Here is a 16,043-nt window from a genome sequence, read left to right as displayed (position 1 = left end):
GCCCCCCGCGCTCCGGGCACACCCCTGATGGGCCCGGGCTCCCCCGAAACGGGGGGCGGCCCCCCCCTGCCCCGCCCCCTGGGTTTCGCCGGGGGGCCCCTCGACGCTGACGTTCTGCTTACTACGCGGCTTCCTTCTTCTTCTCCGTCTTCTTCTCCGTGCCGGCCTTTGCGGCGTCGCTCACATGACTGACGGTGTCCTTGACGGCTTTCTTGACCCCGTCGGCGGTCTTCTTGATCTGTGCTTCGCCGTCCTTGGCGATCTTGTTGAGCGTCGCGCCGGCCTTCTTGGCGGACTTCTCGATGTCGGCCGAGGCCTTCGTCACCGCCGCCTTGGTCTTCGCCTGCGCAGCCGTGATGTTGGTCGTGATCTGAGTGTTCGCGTCCCGCACCTGATTCTGGACGTTCTTGATGGGGTCGGTCGTGTCCTTGGTGTCCGTGACCACCACCTGCTTCTCGACGGTAGGAGTCGGGTCGACTGACTTCGCGAGCGGTTGGATAGTCGATTGCGTCGTCAACGTCTGCGCCGACTCCCCTGCTGGCGGCACCGTTTGTTTCTGCGCGCCGGGCAGCCCTTCTGAGAAGCTCTCGATGGCGGCGGTCAACTGCTCGAAGCCGTTGGCACCTCCGTTGACGATCGAGCCGGCGTTCTCATTGAGGAAGTTCGTGAACTGCGTCGCGAACGGCGTGACGAGGGCGGTGTACCCCGGCGCCAGGACGGCACTGCCCAGTGCGCCACCCACGTCGGGAATGCCGAGCAGCTGAGTGACACTGGTCGTTTGGGTCGGAACCAACCGCCCCGCAGTGAACAAGGTGTTCAGCACCGTGCTGCCAACGAGCCCGTCCGAAGACTGCTGCGTCGGAGCATCGCCGACTTGGAACTTCGGAAAGAGCCCGACGCCGAACAACGATGGCCCCGTGAATCCGAATCCGTCGTCGCCGACGTTGAATGAACCCAACGAATAGACCACAGGTAGACCCAGCACTGTTGCGATGTTCTGCCCGTTGCTCCAGTCGATTCCGTTGGTGCCGTAGTAGTTCGCGAGTTGAAGGTTCGTGTTGGTGAAGACTGGGAGCCCGAAAAGATTCAGCGCCGTGACGGACACGCCACCGATCGTGGTGAGCCCGGTGGCGGTCGGGAACAGGATCCCTGGCGTACCCACGGTCGCCAACGACGCGAGGCCTAGCGGAAGCGTCAGGCCGCCCGCAAAGAGCGGGATGGCGAGGACGGTTTCGGAGTTCACGTCGACGAGATTGGACGGGATGAGCGGCGGCAGCAGACCACCCGTCAGCGAGCTAAGCGGGCCGATCGCAATGGTTGGCATCGTCGCGAGATAGCCGAGCGATCCCCCGAGTGGCAGCGTGTAGTTGCCCGAAGCGGAGGGGAGCCAAGCGGTTACTGAGGGTGTCGCGACTCCGTTCAGCGGGTCGAGTAGTGGGTTGAGCAAGTTCCCGACGGCACCGTCAACGAGGGAGTCGAGCGACCCACCCGACAAGCCGGGCAGATTCAAGGCGGTTGCCAGCGGTGCGAGTACCAACCCCGTCAGCCCTCCCAGCGGCCCGAGGTCAATGTTCGACACATTGACCGTGGAGAGCACGTTGCCTACCAGCTCGTCCAAGGTCAGGCTGGGCAACTGCACGATGGTGTTGTCGACGGTGGTTGATCCGTCGATACCCAAGAACGGCCACGAGATGCCCGACGTGTAATGGGTCATCGACCCCGTGATCCCCAGCAGACTGTTCAGCAGATTGTTGAGGTCCAGGATTCCGCTGAGTGGCGGAATGTGGATACCCAACAGCTGCGTAGCGGGGTTCAAGTTAATGGTGTCGATGGCGCCGTTGATGTTGTTCAGCAGCGTCAACACGCCCGCAACGGCGCCGAGGGTGCCGGACAACGTCCCCGTGAGGTTGTTGACGACGGGCAAAACAGTCCCCGTCACCGGTGCCAAGCCCGGTGCCAGAGCACTGAGGATCGTGGTGAGCGACCCGGCCGGAAGCCCTGGGATATTGTCCAGGTCCGGGTTGGCGAGCAGTCGGCTGAGTAAGTCGAGCAGACCAGTAAGCGTCGCAATGTTGTCCTGCGAGACGCTCGAGTTGAACGTCGGTAGCAAGCCACCAGAGGCCGCCGCGATCGGATTCGTCAGACTCGTCAGCGCGTTCTGGAAGTTCGACGACGCGAACAGCACATTATTCGTGCTATTCGACAAGCTCTCGATGAGCTCGGTGTAGTTGGGACCCGTCGATGCGGCGAGCGCGACGGGCACAGAAGACACCGCGTGATGGGCTGGCGGCGGCGGGGCCGCGCCGACAGTCAGGCATGTCGCCGTTGCGGAAGCTGCACCGATGAGCGCAACTCTCTTCACACGCTGACTCTGTTTGCGATGCTTCGACCCCATGTGACCGATCTCCTCAGGACTCATCTCAGGCTGGTCTCAGGACCGTAACACCCGATGTTGCCCAGATCACAATTTTGCTGACAAAATTGTCGCCAACTTCAACTACAGCTCACTCGCAAGGAAAATAGCGGTGACGTCAATTGTTTCGTTACTGGTGAGAGCCTTGATCGGCGCGAACCGCCGCGTCAGCTAGCGAATCTCATACCTACGGTTGAGTAGGTTGCTGTGGCGGTTTTGACACAGGCGGTGATTTGATAGCCCGAGCCCTCCGAGGGGCCGTCGGCGCTCAATTTGCCGAGTCAAATAACTGCACGTCTACGCAGTGGCGACGGCAGTGATGTGCGTCACAGCGCCGCGCACTATTGTTTGCTGAAATTTGCACATAGAAAGAGCCGAAGCGGTCAGGGGCTGCTAGCACCCACGCCGTTCGGACGGCTGGAGTGCGGCGAACAGGTCGCCCGCGCGACCCGAAAACGGGACAGCCCTACCCGAAGGTCCACCTGGGTTCACCTCAGGGGCGACACGCCGACTCTGCTGAATACGGCCGCTGGCCCACGATGCCAGCCAACGAATCTAGCGCCCTACACCGCAAACGCGGCACATCTCAAGAGGGCGCACAAGCTCAGCGGTAGTACACCTCGCCGCCGGTGGGGTATCCGCCGCCGGTGGTGGTGATGTGCACGTGGTCGTAGTGACCGGCGATGGAACCCCGTGGCCCATTGCGGGTGTAGTAGACGCCGCGCCAGATCGCGTCTTGCAGTCCAAAGCGATCAGCGTTCTTCAGCGCGAACGCCACGATCTGGTTTCCGAGCGCGATGCCCTCGGCGCTACTCGGGTTGGGGATCATCACGTCGAGGGCCAAGCCGTTGGGATGCCATCTCAGCGCGTCGGGCCGAACTCCACCCATGTCGTGGATCTCGGGGAACACCACGCTGATCACGCGCGAGGCCAGGATGGTCTTCACCTGCAGGCCCCGTTCGGGCGCGTCGCCAGCGGGGAGCAGTTGTGGGATGTCGATGATTCGCAATCGCGATGCCGAGACCGATTGCACGGCAGGCGAACTCACCACCCACCCCGCATGCTCGGTGGCCGCGAACGCCGCTGGCGTCGCCGCCACCACCTGCATGCAGCACGATCCCGAGGTGTCGGCTGCCGGCGCCAGACGTTCGACTGCGGGCTTGACGTGGGTTTGGGCGGCCAGCGGATGGACGTCGGCACCCAGCGCGAACATCACCGCCACCGGCGCTATGGCCACAGCCAGCAAGCCCGACGACTTCCGCCGAGCGCTAGCTACTTTGCGCCGCCCCACGAAAGGCACTGTATATCAAACCGTTATAAACGCGACAATCTTGACGAATTCAGGCTATTGAATTACACGTTTCCGCAGGTCAGTGCTTAAAATGCATTCGGATCGCGCGCAATGGCGGCCGGCACGGGGTGCTGATAAAGCCGCGCGGCGTTCTCCCAGGTCACCTTTTGAATGATCGAATCGGGCAGTCCGCGAATCTGTTCGTGAATGGTGCGCTGAGTGTGCGGCCACGTTGAGTCGCAGTGGGGATAGTCGGCCTCCAGCATGATGTTGTCCTCGCCGATGCGCTCGTGCTGGATGAACGACGACTGGTCCTCGACGGCGCAGAACCAGAAGTTCCGCTTGAACACCTCCGACGGCGACAGCTGCTCGCCAAGGCGCCGCCACGTCCCGTACATCTCGTGGTAGCTCAGCATGTGGTCGAGGCGGTCGAGAAGCCCTGCCACCCAACCGATCCCACCTTCGGACAGGCAGATCTTCAAGTCCGGATACCTGGTGCAGACCCCTGAGTACAACCAGTCCACCGCCGCGGTGATGGCGTAGGCGAAGAACAGCACGCCAGCCACGTCCGGGGGTGCGTCATCGGTGGTCGACGGCGACGTCCCCGACGACCCGATGTGCAGGTTCACGACCGTGCCCGTTTCGGCGCAGGCCGCCAGCAGCGGATCCCAGTAGCCCGAGTGGATGGTCGGATACCCGAGCAGCGCCGGGTTCTCGCTGAACGTCACCGCGTGAAATCCGCGAGCGGCGTTCTCGCGGATCATGTTCGCGCCGACCTCGGGATCGAGCAGCCACGGCAGCTGGCACGGAATGATGCGGTCCGGGTAGGGGCCGGCCCACGCGTCGAGGTGCCAATCGTTCCACGCCCGCACCGACGCCATCGCGAGCTCGCGATCGGACGTCACCTGTTGCAGTCGCTGGCCCGCGAAACCAGGCAGAAACGACGGGAAGTTCAGCGAGGCGTACACGCCGTTGAGGTCCATGTCCTTGACGCGGGCATGGATGTCCCACGCGCCGCGGCGCATCTCGTCGAACCGGGCGGGCTCGAAGCCGTACTCGGATACCGGTCGGCCGACGACCGCGTTGAAGCCGACGTTGGGCAGCGACTGCCCGTCGTACATCCAGGTCTGCCCACCGTCTGAGGTGTCGACCACCCTCGGTGCGCGGTCGGCGAACTTCCGTGGGACGCGGCCTTCGAACGTGTCCGGCGGCTCGACGATGTGGTCGTCGACGGAGATGACGGTGTAACGCCGTTCGGCGCGTTCGGGTTCGGGCAGGAACGTCACCGTTCGGTCGGCGCCGGTCTTGGCCGTGGTGAAGTTCAGGTTCCCTTGGAGCTCGTCGATGGAAGCCATGGTGGTTGCCTCTCTAACTCAGCACGGTGCGGTCGGCTTTGATGGTCATCCGGGCAGCCCCGGCCCAGTACACGTCCGCTGCGCGTTCGATGAGCGACGCCTTCATGCCCACCATGTCACCGCGGTTCATCTGCGACGGGGTGCGGCCCGTCAGCATCACGTCGTAGGCCAGCTTGCACACGCGCTCGATCGACGCGGCCCGGTAGACGGCCTCTTCGATGTTCCGGCCGGTGATGATGACTCCGTGATTCGCCAGCAGCACCATGTGGGCTGACCCCACCTGCTTGACGAGTTCGGTTGCCCGCCAGGGTTCGTCGATCTCGCCGTCGTAATCCGGGACGAGGAACATGTCGTCGAGGAACAGCGCGCCGGTCTGATGGACCAGCTCGGGCAGCACGCCGAGTGCTGCGAGCACGCTGACGTAGTAGGGGTGGTTGTGGATCACCACACGCGCGTCGGGGTGCAGCCGGTGCAGTTCGGTGTGGATGTGGATGGCGGGGGTGACGTCCCAGCGGCCGCGAACCACGCGCGCGTCTTGGTCGACGACGCAGATGTCCGATGCGGTGAGCTCCTGCCACCACAGCCCCCACGGATTGACCAGCATGTCGGTCTGTCCGTCCAGTTGCCAGGTGATGTGCCCGGCCATGTTCTCGGAGAAGCCCAGCCCGGCGAGGTGACGGAACGCCACCGCCAGCGCCTGCTCCTCGGTGAGGTCGACGCCTATGGGGGGCACCTTCGATGGGGCCCATACCTCCAGGCCGCCCCGGCGCACTTGCTCTGTTGTCATGTCTCGACTCCCACTCGCTCCGGTCCTCGCTCGTTCCTCGCTGCGATCCTCACTCGCGCTCGTCTTCGTGAAGTCATGTCTCGACTCCTAGTACTGATCGAATGTGCTCGCGGAGTTCGCCTTTGGCGACCTTGCCGCCCGATGACCGGGGTAGCTCGTCGAGGACTTCGAGCCGCTCGGGCAGCAACTCCTTGGAAACGCCCTGCTGCAGCAGGTGTTCGACCAACGTCGGCAGGTCGAGCACGTCGGCGTGCTTGAGTTCGACGAATACGCATACCCGTTCGCCGAACACCGGGTCGGGCATCGCGACGGCCGCGGCCACTGCCACCGCTGGATGAGTCGCCACCACCTCCTCGACCTGAACGGCGCTGATGTTCTTCCCGCCGCGCAGGATGAAATCAGACGTTCGGCCGGCCAGGCTGAGATAGCCGTCGGCGTCCAGTTCGCAGATGTCGCCCATCCGCATCCAACCGTCGCGGGTGAACAGCTTGTCATGGTCGGTGCCACCCAGGTAGCCGAGGCTGAGCGCAGGCCCGCGGCAAACTGGTTGTCCGCGACCAGATTCCGTGACATCGCGTTCTCCGTCGAAGAGCCGGACCTGCATCTCGGGCACGATCCGACCCGCGGTACGCAGCCTGCGGTGCAACGGATCGGCGACGCTGGTGGCACTCAGCATGCCCGTCTCGTTGGAGCCGTAGAACTGCAGAATCGTGGCGCCCGTCAGCTCCTCGAATTCGGCGGCCTGGCTGTACGGCAACGGTTCACCGCCGGTGAAGACCACCCGCAGGCTGCTGAGATCACGCTCGCGAGCGGCCTTGTCGGCAATGATCATCGCCAACTGCGTACTGACGCAGCATAATACGGTGGCCCGGTGTCGTTCGATCGCCGCGCACGTCGACGCTGCGCTGAAGCGTTCGATCCGCACGGTCGTCGCACCCAGGTATATCGGCGTGGTGTGGGAGGTCCAGATTCCGAACCCGTACGGCGTGGGGATGACCGGGAGGAACACGTCGGTGGACGTGAGCTCGCCGTTGGCGACGGCCTTCTGGTGAAAGTAGTGCCATCGATTCTGGGTGTGGACAACACATTTGGGCAGCCCCGTGGTACCCGAGGTTGAGTTGATCAGGAAGACGTCGTCGGGCCCGACGGGTTGAAGACCACTCTCGAGGGGCGGGTGTGTGTCGAGTACGAGTTCGTCCCCAAACGCGACGACCCGCAGCACCGGATCCGCCTCGGCGGCAGCGCGCGCCGCCGACTGCACGTGCTTGACGTCGGTGACCAACAGCGCGGGCTGCGCGGTTCGGAGGATCTGGGCCACTTCGCGAACGCCAGCCCGCGCCCCGAGTCCTAGCGTCGCGGCGCCGCAGCGTTCGATCGCGACGAGCAGGACGTGAATCGCGGCGTTGTCCTGGTGCCATACGGCCACCAGGGACCCGGGTCCGACGCCGTGGCTCAGCAGTTGGTGGGCCAGGTTGGTGGCGGCGTGGTGGAACTCGCGCCAGCTCAGCGCAAGTCCATCGGGGAAGTCGACGAAGGCCTGCTTGTCCGGCGAGGACGCCGCGTTGCGGCCCACGCACTCCGACAGGGTGGTGTCCGACCACCACCCTGCGGCCCGGTACCGCGCAGCTTCGGCCGTCGTGACAGCGGCTCCGTCGACGCCCATCACCAAATCATATGAAAATGAGCTCTCGCGTCAATGGTCGGGCGCCCAGTTGCGCACCATCGACGGGTCGACGACTCCCGACGAACCCGGGTAGTGCTGCGCGTTGACCAGATGCGCCGCGGCGAGGTCGTGTGCGCGCCGCGCATCGCCCGCCTCGATCGCGTCGATCACCAGCCGGTGGTCCTCCAACACGGCAAGGCGTTCGTCGATGGGCACGATGCTGCCGTCCGTCACGCGGCTCGACCAGCTGGTCTCATGCGCTGACCACAGCATTTCGAGCGCACCGGCCAGCATGATCATCGTCTGGTTCCCGCACAGTTCGACCAGCGCTTCGTGGTACCGGCGGCTCGCGGACGTGGCCAGCAGCAGGTCATCCACCGCTTCGACCGACTCGGCGTGCAGTTTCCGCAGCGCAGGCACGACGGAGCTACTCCGGTCCTGGCGGGCGGCACACAACGCCGCGCACGCGGGCTCGACCTGAAGCAGCGCGCCTGCGACATCCGAGAGTCCGACCTCCTGAGAACCGAGCACCAAGCCGATCGTGTACGCCACGTTCGCCGCATTGGGCCGGCGCACGACCGAACCCCCGAGCTTTCCGCGCCGAACCCTCAGCAACCCCTCGGCTTCGAGGATGCGCATCGCCTCGCGCAGCGACGGCTTGCTGACCGGGAACTCGAGCAGGAGCTCGTCCTCCTTCGGGAGCACGCTGCCGTCGGCGAGGTCCCCGCGCAGGATGCGCCTTCGGAGTTGGTCAGCAACCTGTTCGGCGAGACGCCGGAACTGAACCGTTGGTTCTGCCACGGACCGAGTATCTACGCTTCCAAATGATTTGCATCACTTCGCGACTCGAAATGAGCGCACATTAAGAATGGGTGAGAAGATCCTAAGGTGATCGATGAACCCGGGAGCGCCCAAGCGCGGGCATTCTTGAGAGAGCTTTACGGCCACGTCTCCGACATCTCGAACAAGCTCGAAGCCGCCGATGAGCGCAATAGGCGGGCACGTGCCCGCGGCACCAACCGCCGAGACCCCATCGCCGGGACATTGCGGCGGGAACTGCACGAGACGCACCGGCTGATCAATGGTCTGCATCGGCGATTTCCCGACACGGCGCCACATTCGCGGGTGCCGACCACCCGTTAGCCCGGCTCAGGCGTTGGCCACTTCCGGCGCAGGCTGCCACGGGCGCCGCTGCGCGCGCCCGCCCGCATGGTGGAGCGCATGCGACGGCGCGGGCTGGATCAACCCGGCCACGCGCCGTGACTGCGTACTGCGCTGGACCTGCGCCATCTCGCGAAAGATCGCGTCGACCTGTTCGCTGTCACCGTGCGCGGTGAAGGTCCTTCGGTCCCACCACATCATCTTGGTTTCGTAGCGGTCGTCCGGGTATGGCGTTGCCGGAATCGGGGCCACCTCCCCGCCAGACGAGCGCCATTGCTCGAGGATGTGGGCCGCCGACGAGGCCATGCAGAAGGTGACGCCGAGCATCGCCATTGCGTGAAACCCGCTGCGCGCGATGATCTTCGATCGAAGCCGTCCAGGCGTTGGGTCCTTGTCCAGCCAAGCCGCCTTCATCTCGAGGACGCCAAGCGGGATGCGCGCTGCGATCATTGCGCGAACCTCGTCCTCACCGGGCTGGCCCGCCCACTCGACCACCGCGTGCGCATCCTCGGGGGTGCGCAGCGGACCCTTGGCCCGCACGCCACCGACGACTCGACCGTCGAGGTCCGTCAGCGTCCAGAACAGCGCGGTGTCCTCCGCACACCGTTGCAGGTCGGAATCCAGCGCATCGCTGACTCCGAATCGCGCGTAGTTCGCGACGGCACCGCGGTGGTATGCCGCGAAGAGTTCGGGCTCGGCGGCCGGCGTGGCCATGATGAGCGTGCACTCGGCGACGGGATCCCAACAGGCGACGCGCCCGTGGCGGTCGGTGGACTGGGCAGGGTTGATAGCCGTGACTGTCGTCATGCGCGACGTACTCCATAGTGCTCGGGAAACCGGGTGGCTAGGGCGTCTCCGTCGGCACTGAAGACTTCAAACAGCTACACTAGAATAGCAGTCTGTTAGTGCTATTGACCAGCAATTTCCGTAATTTCATTTCGTTACAGCAACGTTATTTGCTGCATCGGATCACGATAGCCGCCCGAACGCGGCACGCGCAAACCCCGAACGGGTCGGCCGAGCGAAAGCGGCCGCTCGTCGCTTTGGCATCACAAGCCACTTGCGTCACATACGCAAAAGTACTTCTGCGCAGCGCTTTTCGTTGATTCAACCACCGGATACGAGCCATCCGACCCAGCCGTGGAGCAACCATCCCAACGGTTCCGCCACCCACGCAGCCGGCTTGCAGCGCGCTCGGCCCGGCCGAACCGCAACCGGTAGCTGGCCTCAGCGCGCTGCCCACCACGTCATCGCGGCCAAGGCGCGCGGGCGACGAGCCAGCCACTTCTCGAGGCTCTCACCGTCCAGGCCGTGAGGCCCGCCCTCTGCCTGCCGAGGCAGACGAAGGGCGGGCCGGGTGGTTTGCGGTGGACTACCCGTCGCCGGGGTTGAGCGCGCGGAATGTGAAGCCTGCGGCAACGCCCGCCGCCACCTGGGCCAACAGGTAGACCCACAGCGTCGACCCGGCGAACATTCCCATTGCGGCGCCGCCGATCAGCACGGCGGGGTTGAAGACGCCGCCCGACACACCGCCGACGGCGATGGCACCTGCCGCAACGGTGAAGCCGATTGCCAGCCCGTAGAACGAATTGTCGGGGTGGTCCTTGCTGGTGGCGACGTTGAGCACCACGTAGCTCAACGCGAACGTGAACAGCATCTCGGCGACGAAGACGGCGACGAGCATGTGCCCGGACGGCGCGAGCGGTGCGCTCGGGACCTGCGGGACGACGGTGCCGACGAGCGCTGCGCCGATCAGTCCGCCAACCACCTGAGCGGCCACGTAGCCGACGGCCTCACGCTGCCCGATGCGGCCACGCACGAAGGCCGCAACGGTGACGGCCGGGTTGTAGTGCGCGCCGGAGACGTGTCCACCGGCGTACACCATGGCCATCAGCACGGCGCCGACCGCCAGCGGCGCGAGCGGGCTGCCGCCTCGCGTCACGGCGCCGACGGTGAACACCAGCAGGAGCGTCCCGATGGCCTCGGTCGCGTACTTGACGGCCGTTCGGTGACCGACCTCGGTGGCGGTTTCGAAGGAGTGAGTGAACTTGGGGAGGGTTTTGTTTGTCATGCGGATCAGCTTGCGTTGCAACGGGAACGACCGGCAGCGTGCAATCGAACGATGCGGGGGATGAATCCGGTGTCGTTCAATCGGACGACACGGCTACTCCAGGAGGTGACTGCGCATGGCAGAGGCGACGGCCGCGCCGCGGTCCGACACGCCGAGCTTTTCGTATAGCCGCCGGATGTGTGTCTTGACGGTGGTCTGCGCGATGTAGAGCTCCTTGGCGATGTCCGGAACGGACTTGCCGTCGGCAATCATGCGGAGTATCTCGCGCTCGCGGTCACTGAGCATCGGGGCGGGCGCCTGCGCGTGTTGACGCACTTGCGCGGTCAGCGACGTGACTAGCTCTGGCGGCAACACGTCCTCACCCCGCGCGCAGGCCACCACCGCGGACACGATCTCGTCGCGGTCGGCCTCCTTGGATAGGTACCCGGCGGCCCCGTCCTGGATCGCCCGATAGACCAGGTGGCCATCGGTGGTCGCCGACAGCAACAGCACACGCGTCGGCAGCCGGTCCCTGGTGACGGCGTGGGCAACCGCGATGCCGTCGAGGCCAGGCATTTTGTAATCGAGCAGCGCGACGTCGGGCCCGTGTTCGCGAATGGCCTCGAGCGCAGCGTGGCCGTCCCCGACTGCAGCGACGACCTGCGTTCGGTCGCTGGCGTCCAGCGCACGGACCACGCCATCGCGATACACCGGGTGATCGTCTCCGACGACGACGCGAACCCTGCGGTCTGAGCTGCTCACGGCGCCCCCTAGCCTTCTGATGCGCGCTCGGCGGCGGGCAGCCCGACGTGTATCCAGGTGCCACGCTCTGTCGGTCGAAAGGTCACGACGCCCCCTAAGGTCTCGACGCGTGCGCGGTGCGAGGCAAGCCCAATGTGCCCCTCGCTCAGTCGATGCGCAATAACTGCGGGATCCATGCCAACGCCGTCGTCTCGCACGTCGAGGGTTACCGCGTCTCCCGTGTCGTGCAGTTCGACCTCGACGCGCGTGGCCTCTGCGTGCCGTGCGACGTTGGCGAGCAGTTCGCGCGCGACCGCATACAGCGTGGGATCGTCGCGGTGGGACCGCGGGTAGTCGACGACGCATTCCACGGGTAGGCCGGTTCGTTCGGTGAAGGTCTGCGCCAGCGTCTGCACGGCCGTCGCCAATCCCGCCTCGTCGAGCACCGATGGATGCAGTTCGCGGGTGACCTGCCGTAGTTGGTGCGACACGTCCCCCAACAATTCACTGGCCCGCACGACCTCTGGATCGGTGCCGTTGTGCCGCAACGCATCCCGTAGGTCCTGCTTTGCAGCGAGCACGGTCTGCAGCGCGCCGTCGTGCAACACCTCGGCAATTCTGCGGCGCTCGCGTTCCTCCGACGTCATCACGTCGGCAAGCAGCAGCGACCTGCTTGCGGTCAGTTCGGCGATTCCGGCCAGCCTGCGCTGCTGCACCCGGGACACCGTGTACGAGCAGTAGCACAGCAGCGCCAACATGGTGAGCAGAGCCACCACCGAAGGGGCCGACATCTGTTGCCGGAACACCGGATCCGTCAAGACTGCGAAGCCCCCACCCAGGATCGCAACGACCGACATCACCGCGGCGCGGCGGCCGGCCTGCGTGGCGATGAAGAACGGCAGGAAGGCCAGCAGGGCGAGCACCAGGTAGCTGCCCGCGGACAGGAACTGCAGCACGCAGATCGCCGCGACGTCCACGGGCACCATCGGTTCCAACGCCCGTAACTTGCGGGCCCGCTGGGGATGCCGCACCAACATCCAGGCCGCGACGAGGGCGAGCGCCAAGTATCCGGCGACCAACGCAAACTGGGCGGGCCACTCGGTACTCGACGTGCCTGCCCACACCGCCATCGCCATCACGGCGACCAGGAGCAGTCGTAGGATGCTGCGCAGCCGTTGGGCCTGGCCGTCGAACCTCAGGAATATCGCGCGGACGGCCTCGCTGCCGCCCGCGCCGGTCGCGATGGGCGGCACGACCAGGCTCACCCAGAACCGGCCCTCTTGGCGCACCCGCGGAGTGTATCCAGCCGAGATGCTCCGGTGTCGATCAATCGGACGACACCCGATTCATCCCTGGCAACGCCCTTTTGCGCGACAGACAACCGGCCACGCCCCAGCGAGTGTTATCACGTGGCCGAAATACCTCAGCCGGCACAACGAGAAGTACTCTTATGCAAAGGAATTCACATGAACAAGCACATCCCCACCCGCATCGCCCAGTTCGTCGTGGCAGCCGCAATCGCCGGTTCTACGGTGCTCGGCCTGGCTGGTACGGCCAGCGCCGCGAGCGTCGCGCAGCCCCAGCCGGGACTGGTCGCCACGCCGCACACCATGGCCCAGCCGGCCATCGGAGCCACCCCGGGCAACTGGTGGCACCGCCACCACCCGTCGCTGCTCGATCCCACGACTGCGGCAAACTTCACCGCGCCGGGCGCCTGAGCCCAAGCGCGCCCGATCAAGGCCCCTTGCCGGCATACGCCGGGAAGGGGTCTTTGGCGCTCGAGTTGCCCACCGCCGTATTTCGGGAAAGCTGCATAGAGCACCGCAAGGTGGCGTACAGGTTATGGACATCCGCTCGACAGGTATCTCGACACATGGGAGGCGCACCTAGATGAGGGCACGTCGCAAGGTTCGGAAAGTCCTAAGCGTCTCGATCGTCACCGCACTGACCACTTTCGGGGTGGCCGCGTGTGGTGGGGATTCCGGAGGTGGTGGCGGTTCCGGCGGCGGCGACATCAACGTGTCGATGACGTCGTTCCCCGACTACGTCGACCCCCAACTCTCGTACACCCTCGAGGGCTGGGAAGTCCTGTACAACACCTACGTCCCGCTGCTCACCTACAAGCACGCGAAGGGCGAAGAGGGGACCGAGGTCGTCCCCGGCCTGGCCAAGGACATGCCCGAGGTGTCCGCCGACGGCAAGACCTACAAACTCACCCTTCGACCCAACATGAAGTACTCCGACGGCACGCCGATCAAGGCCTCCGACTTCACCTATGCGATCCAGCGACTGTTCAAGGCCGATTCCGGCGGCTCGGTGTTCTACGAGCCGATCGTGGGAGCCCGCGACTACGCCGACGGCAAGGCCGACAAGATCAGCGGCATCACCACCGACGATGCCACCGGTGCCATCACCATCGCGCTGACCCAGCCCAACGGCACCTTCGAGGGTCTGCTGGCGCTTACGTTCGCCGCTCCGGTGCCGCCGAGCACACCGCTGGACAAGGACGCGACGCCCAAGCCCCCGCCATCCAGCGGACCGTTCGTGATCACGCACGTCGAACAACCGCAGACGCTGACGCTGGAACGCAACCCCAACTTCCAGACCGTCAAGGACGCGGGCGCAACGGAAGTCGCCGACGCGAACGTCGACAAGATCACGATCACCCAGAACAAGAGCAACTCCGCACAGGTCACTGGTGTCGAGCAGAACACCATCGACTTCATGACCGACCCACCCGATGCGGACCGGTTGGCGGAGGTGAAATCGAAGTTCGCGGACCGCTTCCGCATGGAAGAGTCGATCAACACGTACTACTTCTGGATGAACAACCAGACCGCCCCGTTCAACGACCCCAAGGTGCGCCAGGCCATCAACTACGCCGTCGACCCCGAGGCGCTGAACCGGGTGTTCGGCGGCCGCCTGCACCCGACGCAACAGATCCTTCCGCCAGGAATGCCCGGCTACGAGGAGTACAAGCTCTACCCCGGGCCGGACATGAACAAGGCCAAAGCTCTACTTGCCGAGGCTAATCCGGCCGACAAGGACATCACGGTGTGGACCGACGACGAGCCGGACCGCAAGCGCATCGGCGAGTACTACCACGACCTGCTCACGCAGTTGGGGTTCAACGCCACGCTCAAGGTGATCGCCGGCGACGTCTACTTCACCACGATCGGCAACCAGTCGACCCCCGACCTCGACACCGGCTTCGGCGACTGGTTCCAGGACTTCCCGCATCCCGACGACTTCTTCCGTCCACTGATCAACGGCAAGAGCATCCTTCCGACGAACGGAAACAACTTCTCACGGGTCAACATCCCGGCACTCGACGCCACGATGGACAAGCTGCTCGAACAGCAACTCACCGACGACGTGAAGAAGCAGTACGCGGAACTGGACAAGGCCTACATGGAACAGGCGGTGTGGGCGCCGTACGGCAACGAGGAGTTCACCACGTTCCTGTCCGAGCGCATGGATTTCGACAAGTCCTATCACCATCTGCTGTTCAACCAGGATTACTCGTCGTTCGCCGTTAAGTAGATGACCGCATCCCTGGAAGCGGCGCAAGCACCGGGCGATCCACCGCTGCCCGTCGGCGTACCCGCAGCTGAGCTCCGCGGTCGCAGCCCCTGGCAACTCGCATGGATGCGCTTGCGCCGCAACAAGGTTGCGCTCGCATTCGGTGTGCTGTTCGTGGTGATCGTGGCCATCTGCCTGGCCGCGCCGCTGTGGGCCGACCACGTCGCTCACACCGGCCCGAACCAGAACCACATCACCGACAAGGTCATGATCGACGGGCAGGAGACGTACGTCGTCTCCCCCGATGGAACGCCGCTGGGGCCAGGACTGCACGGCCAGTTCCTGCTCGGTGCCGACCAGAACGGCCGCGACGTGATGGTGCGCATGCTGTACGGCGGGCGGACGTCGATCTTCGTTGGCGTCGCCGCCGCGCTGGTGACGACGGTGTTCGCGGTCCTGGTCGGACTGGTGTGCGGCTACTACCGCGGCTGGATCGACGCGGTGCTGTCCCGCGCCCTCGAGGTCGTGTGGGCATTCCCCGTGCTGCTGCTCGGCATCGCGCTCGGTACCACCCTGGCCCTTGGCGGGGTGAAGGTCGGTGGCCTCGTCGTGGCGGGCGACTCGCTGTGGATTCCGATCCTCATCATCGGATTCGTCTACGTCCCGTACATGGCCAGACCGATCCGGGGCGAGATTCTGGCGTTGCGCGAGAAGGAGTTCGTCGAAGCCGCCGTCGCACAGGGCAAGGGGTCGGTGCGCATCATGATCTCCGAGCTGCTGCCCAACGTCGCGTCGACCATCATCGTGTTCTTCACCCTCAACATCGCCAACAACATGTTGCTGGAGTCGTCGTTGTCCTTCCTCGGCGCCGGGGTGCGTCCGCCCAACGCGTCGTGGGGCACGATGATCGCCGACGGCTACCAGAACATCTACACCGCACCGCACCTGACGATCGTGCCCGGCCTGATGATCGTGCTGACGGTGTTGTCGCTCAACGTGTTCGGCGACGGCCTTCGGGACGCGCTGGATCCGCGGGCCAAGATCCGGCTGGAGCACTGAC

Annotated in this window: 14 protein-coding genes; 4 read left to right on the top strand and 10 right to left on the bottom strand. The window is 65.1% G+C overall.

Going from position 1 to position 16,043, the window contains the following annotated elements; all coding sequences use genetic code 11:
- Positions 1 to 121: 121 nt before the first annotated feature.
- The 6 genes from SLQ30_RS06855 to SLQ30_RS06830 all read right to left on the bottom strand — a co-directional run bounded on the left by SLQ30_RS06855 (position 122) and on the right by SLQ30_RS06830 (position 8,310).
- On the bottom strand, positions 122 to 2,362 hold the full coding sequence (locus SLQ30_RS06855) for a hypothetical protein (RefSeq protein ID WP_319447322.1): 2,241 nt from the start codon (positions 2,360 to 2,362) through the stop codon (positions 122 to 124).
- Between the two features lie 655 nt (positions 2,363 to 3,017).
- Positions 3,018 to 3,704: a hypothetical protein gene (locus SLQ30_RS06850; RefSeq protein WP_319447323.1), complete on the bottom strand. Its 687-nt coding sequence runs from the start codon at positions 3,702 to 3,704 to the stop codon at positions 3,018 to 3,020.
- Between the two features lie 86 nt (positions 3,705 to 3,790).
- The gene (locus tag SLQ30_RS06845) at positions 3,791 to 5,059 is read right to left on the bottom strand and encodes an amidohydrolase family protein (RefSeq protein WP_319447324.1); all 1,269 of its coding nucleotides are present in this window, start codon (positions 5,057 to 5,059) and stop codon (positions 3,791 to 3,793) included.
- Between the two features lie 13 nt (positions 5,060 to 5,072).
- Positions 5,073 to 5,846, bottom strand: coding sequence for a class II aldolase/adducin family protein (locus SLQ30_RS06840; RefSeq protein WP_319447325.1), 774 nt, complete (start codon positions 5,844 to 5,846; stop codon positions 5,073 to 5,075).
- Positions 5,847 to 5,919: 73 nt separating this feature from the next.
- On the bottom strand, positions 5,920 to 7,509 hold the full coding sequence (locus tag SLQ30_RS06835; protein WP_319447326.1) for a class I adenylate-forming enzyme family protein: 1,590 nt from the start codon (positions 7,507 to 7,509) through the stop codon (positions 5,920 to 5,922).
- A 30-nt stretch (positions 7,510 to 7,539) separates the two neighbouring features.
- Positions 7,540 to 8,310, bottom strand: coding sequence for a FadR/GntR family transcriptional regulator (locus SLQ30_RS06830; RefSeq protein ID WP_319447327.1), 771 nt, complete (start codon positions 8,308 to 8,310; stop codon positions 7,540 to 7,542).
- An 87-nt stretch (positions 8,311 to 8,397) separates the two neighbouring features.
- On the opposite strand from SLQ30_RS06830, the gene SLQ30_RS06825 reads away from it, so the two are divergent.
- On the top strand, positions 8,398 to 8,652 hold the full coding sequence (locus SLQ30_RS06825; protein ID WP_319447328.1) for a hypothetical protein: 255 nt from the start codon (positions 8,398 to 8,400) through the stop codon (positions 8,650 to 8,652).
- 6 nt (positions 8,653 to 8,658) lie between these two features.
- On the opposite strand, the gene SLQ30_RS06820 is transcribed toward SLQ30_RS06825, so the two are convergent.
- The 4 genes from SLQ30_RS06820 to SLQ30_RS06805 all read right to left on the bottom strand — a co-directional run bounded on the left by SLQ30_RS06820 (position 8,659) and on the right by SLQ30_RS06805 (position 12,750).
- Complete coding sequence (locus SLQ30_RS06820) at positions 8,659 to 9,477, bottom strand: hypothetical protein (protein ID WP_319447329.1); 819 nt, start codon at positions 9,475 to 9,477, stop codon at positions 8,659 to 8,661.
- A 565-nt stretch (positions 9,478 to 10,042) separates the two neighbouring features.
- Positions 10,043 to 10,741 carry an MIP/aquaporin family protein gene (locus SLQ30_RS06815; RefSeq protein ID WP_319447330.1) on the bottom strand — a complete coding sequence of 233 codons (699 nt, stop codon included), beginning with the start codon at positions 10,739 to 10,741 and terminating at the stop codon, positions 10,043 to 10,045.
- A 93-nt stretch (positions 10,742 to 10,834) separates the two neighbouring features.
- On the bottom strand, positions 10,835 to 11,482 hold the full coding sequence (locus SLQ30_RS06810) for a response regulator transcription factor (protein WP_319447331.1): 648 nt from the start codon (positions 11,480 to 11,482) through the stop codon (positions 10,835 to 10,837).
- 8 nt (positions 11,483 to 11,490) lie between these two features.
- The gene (locus tag SLQ30_RS06805; protein ID WP_319447332.1) at positions 11,491 to 12,750 is read right to left on the bottom strand and encodes a sensor histidine kinase; all 1,260 of its coding nucleotides are present in this window, start codon (positions 12,748 to 12,750) and stop codon (positions 11,491 to 11,493) included.
- 177 nt (positions 12,751 to 12,927) lie between these two features.
- On the opposite strand from SLQ30_RS06805, the gene SLQ30_RS06800 reads away from it, so the two are divergent.
- From SLQ30_RS06800 to SLQ30_RS06790, 3 genes are all read left to right on the top strand, one after another.
- Positions 12,928 to 13,179, top strand: coding sequence for a hypothetical protein (locus tag SLQ30_RS06800; protein WP_319447333.1), 252 nt, complete (start codon positions 12,928 to 12,930; stop codon positions 13,177 to 13,179).
- Positions 13,180 to 13,351: 172 nt separating this feature from the next.
- On the top strand, positions 13,352 to 15,004 hold the full coding sequence (locus SLQ30_RS06795; RefSeq protein WP_319447334.1) for an ABC transporter substrate-binding protein: 1,653 nt from the start codon (positions 13,352 to 13,354) through the stop codon (positions 15,002 to 15,004).
- Entirely contained in the window at positions 15,005 to 16,042 is a 1,038-nt protein-coding gene (locus SLQ30_RS06790) for an ABC transporter permease (protein WP_319447335.1), read from the top strand.
- Position 16,043: the final 1 nt, after the last annotated feature.

The sequence above is a fragment of the Mycobacterium sp. RTGN4 genome (genome assembly GCF_033804635.1).
GTDB lineage: Bacteria > Actinomycetota > Actinomycetes > Mycobacteriales > Mycobacteriaceae > Mycobacterium.
Note: the sequence above shows the minus strand (reverse complement) of the source record. Positions and strands in the feature narration are given on the sequence as shown.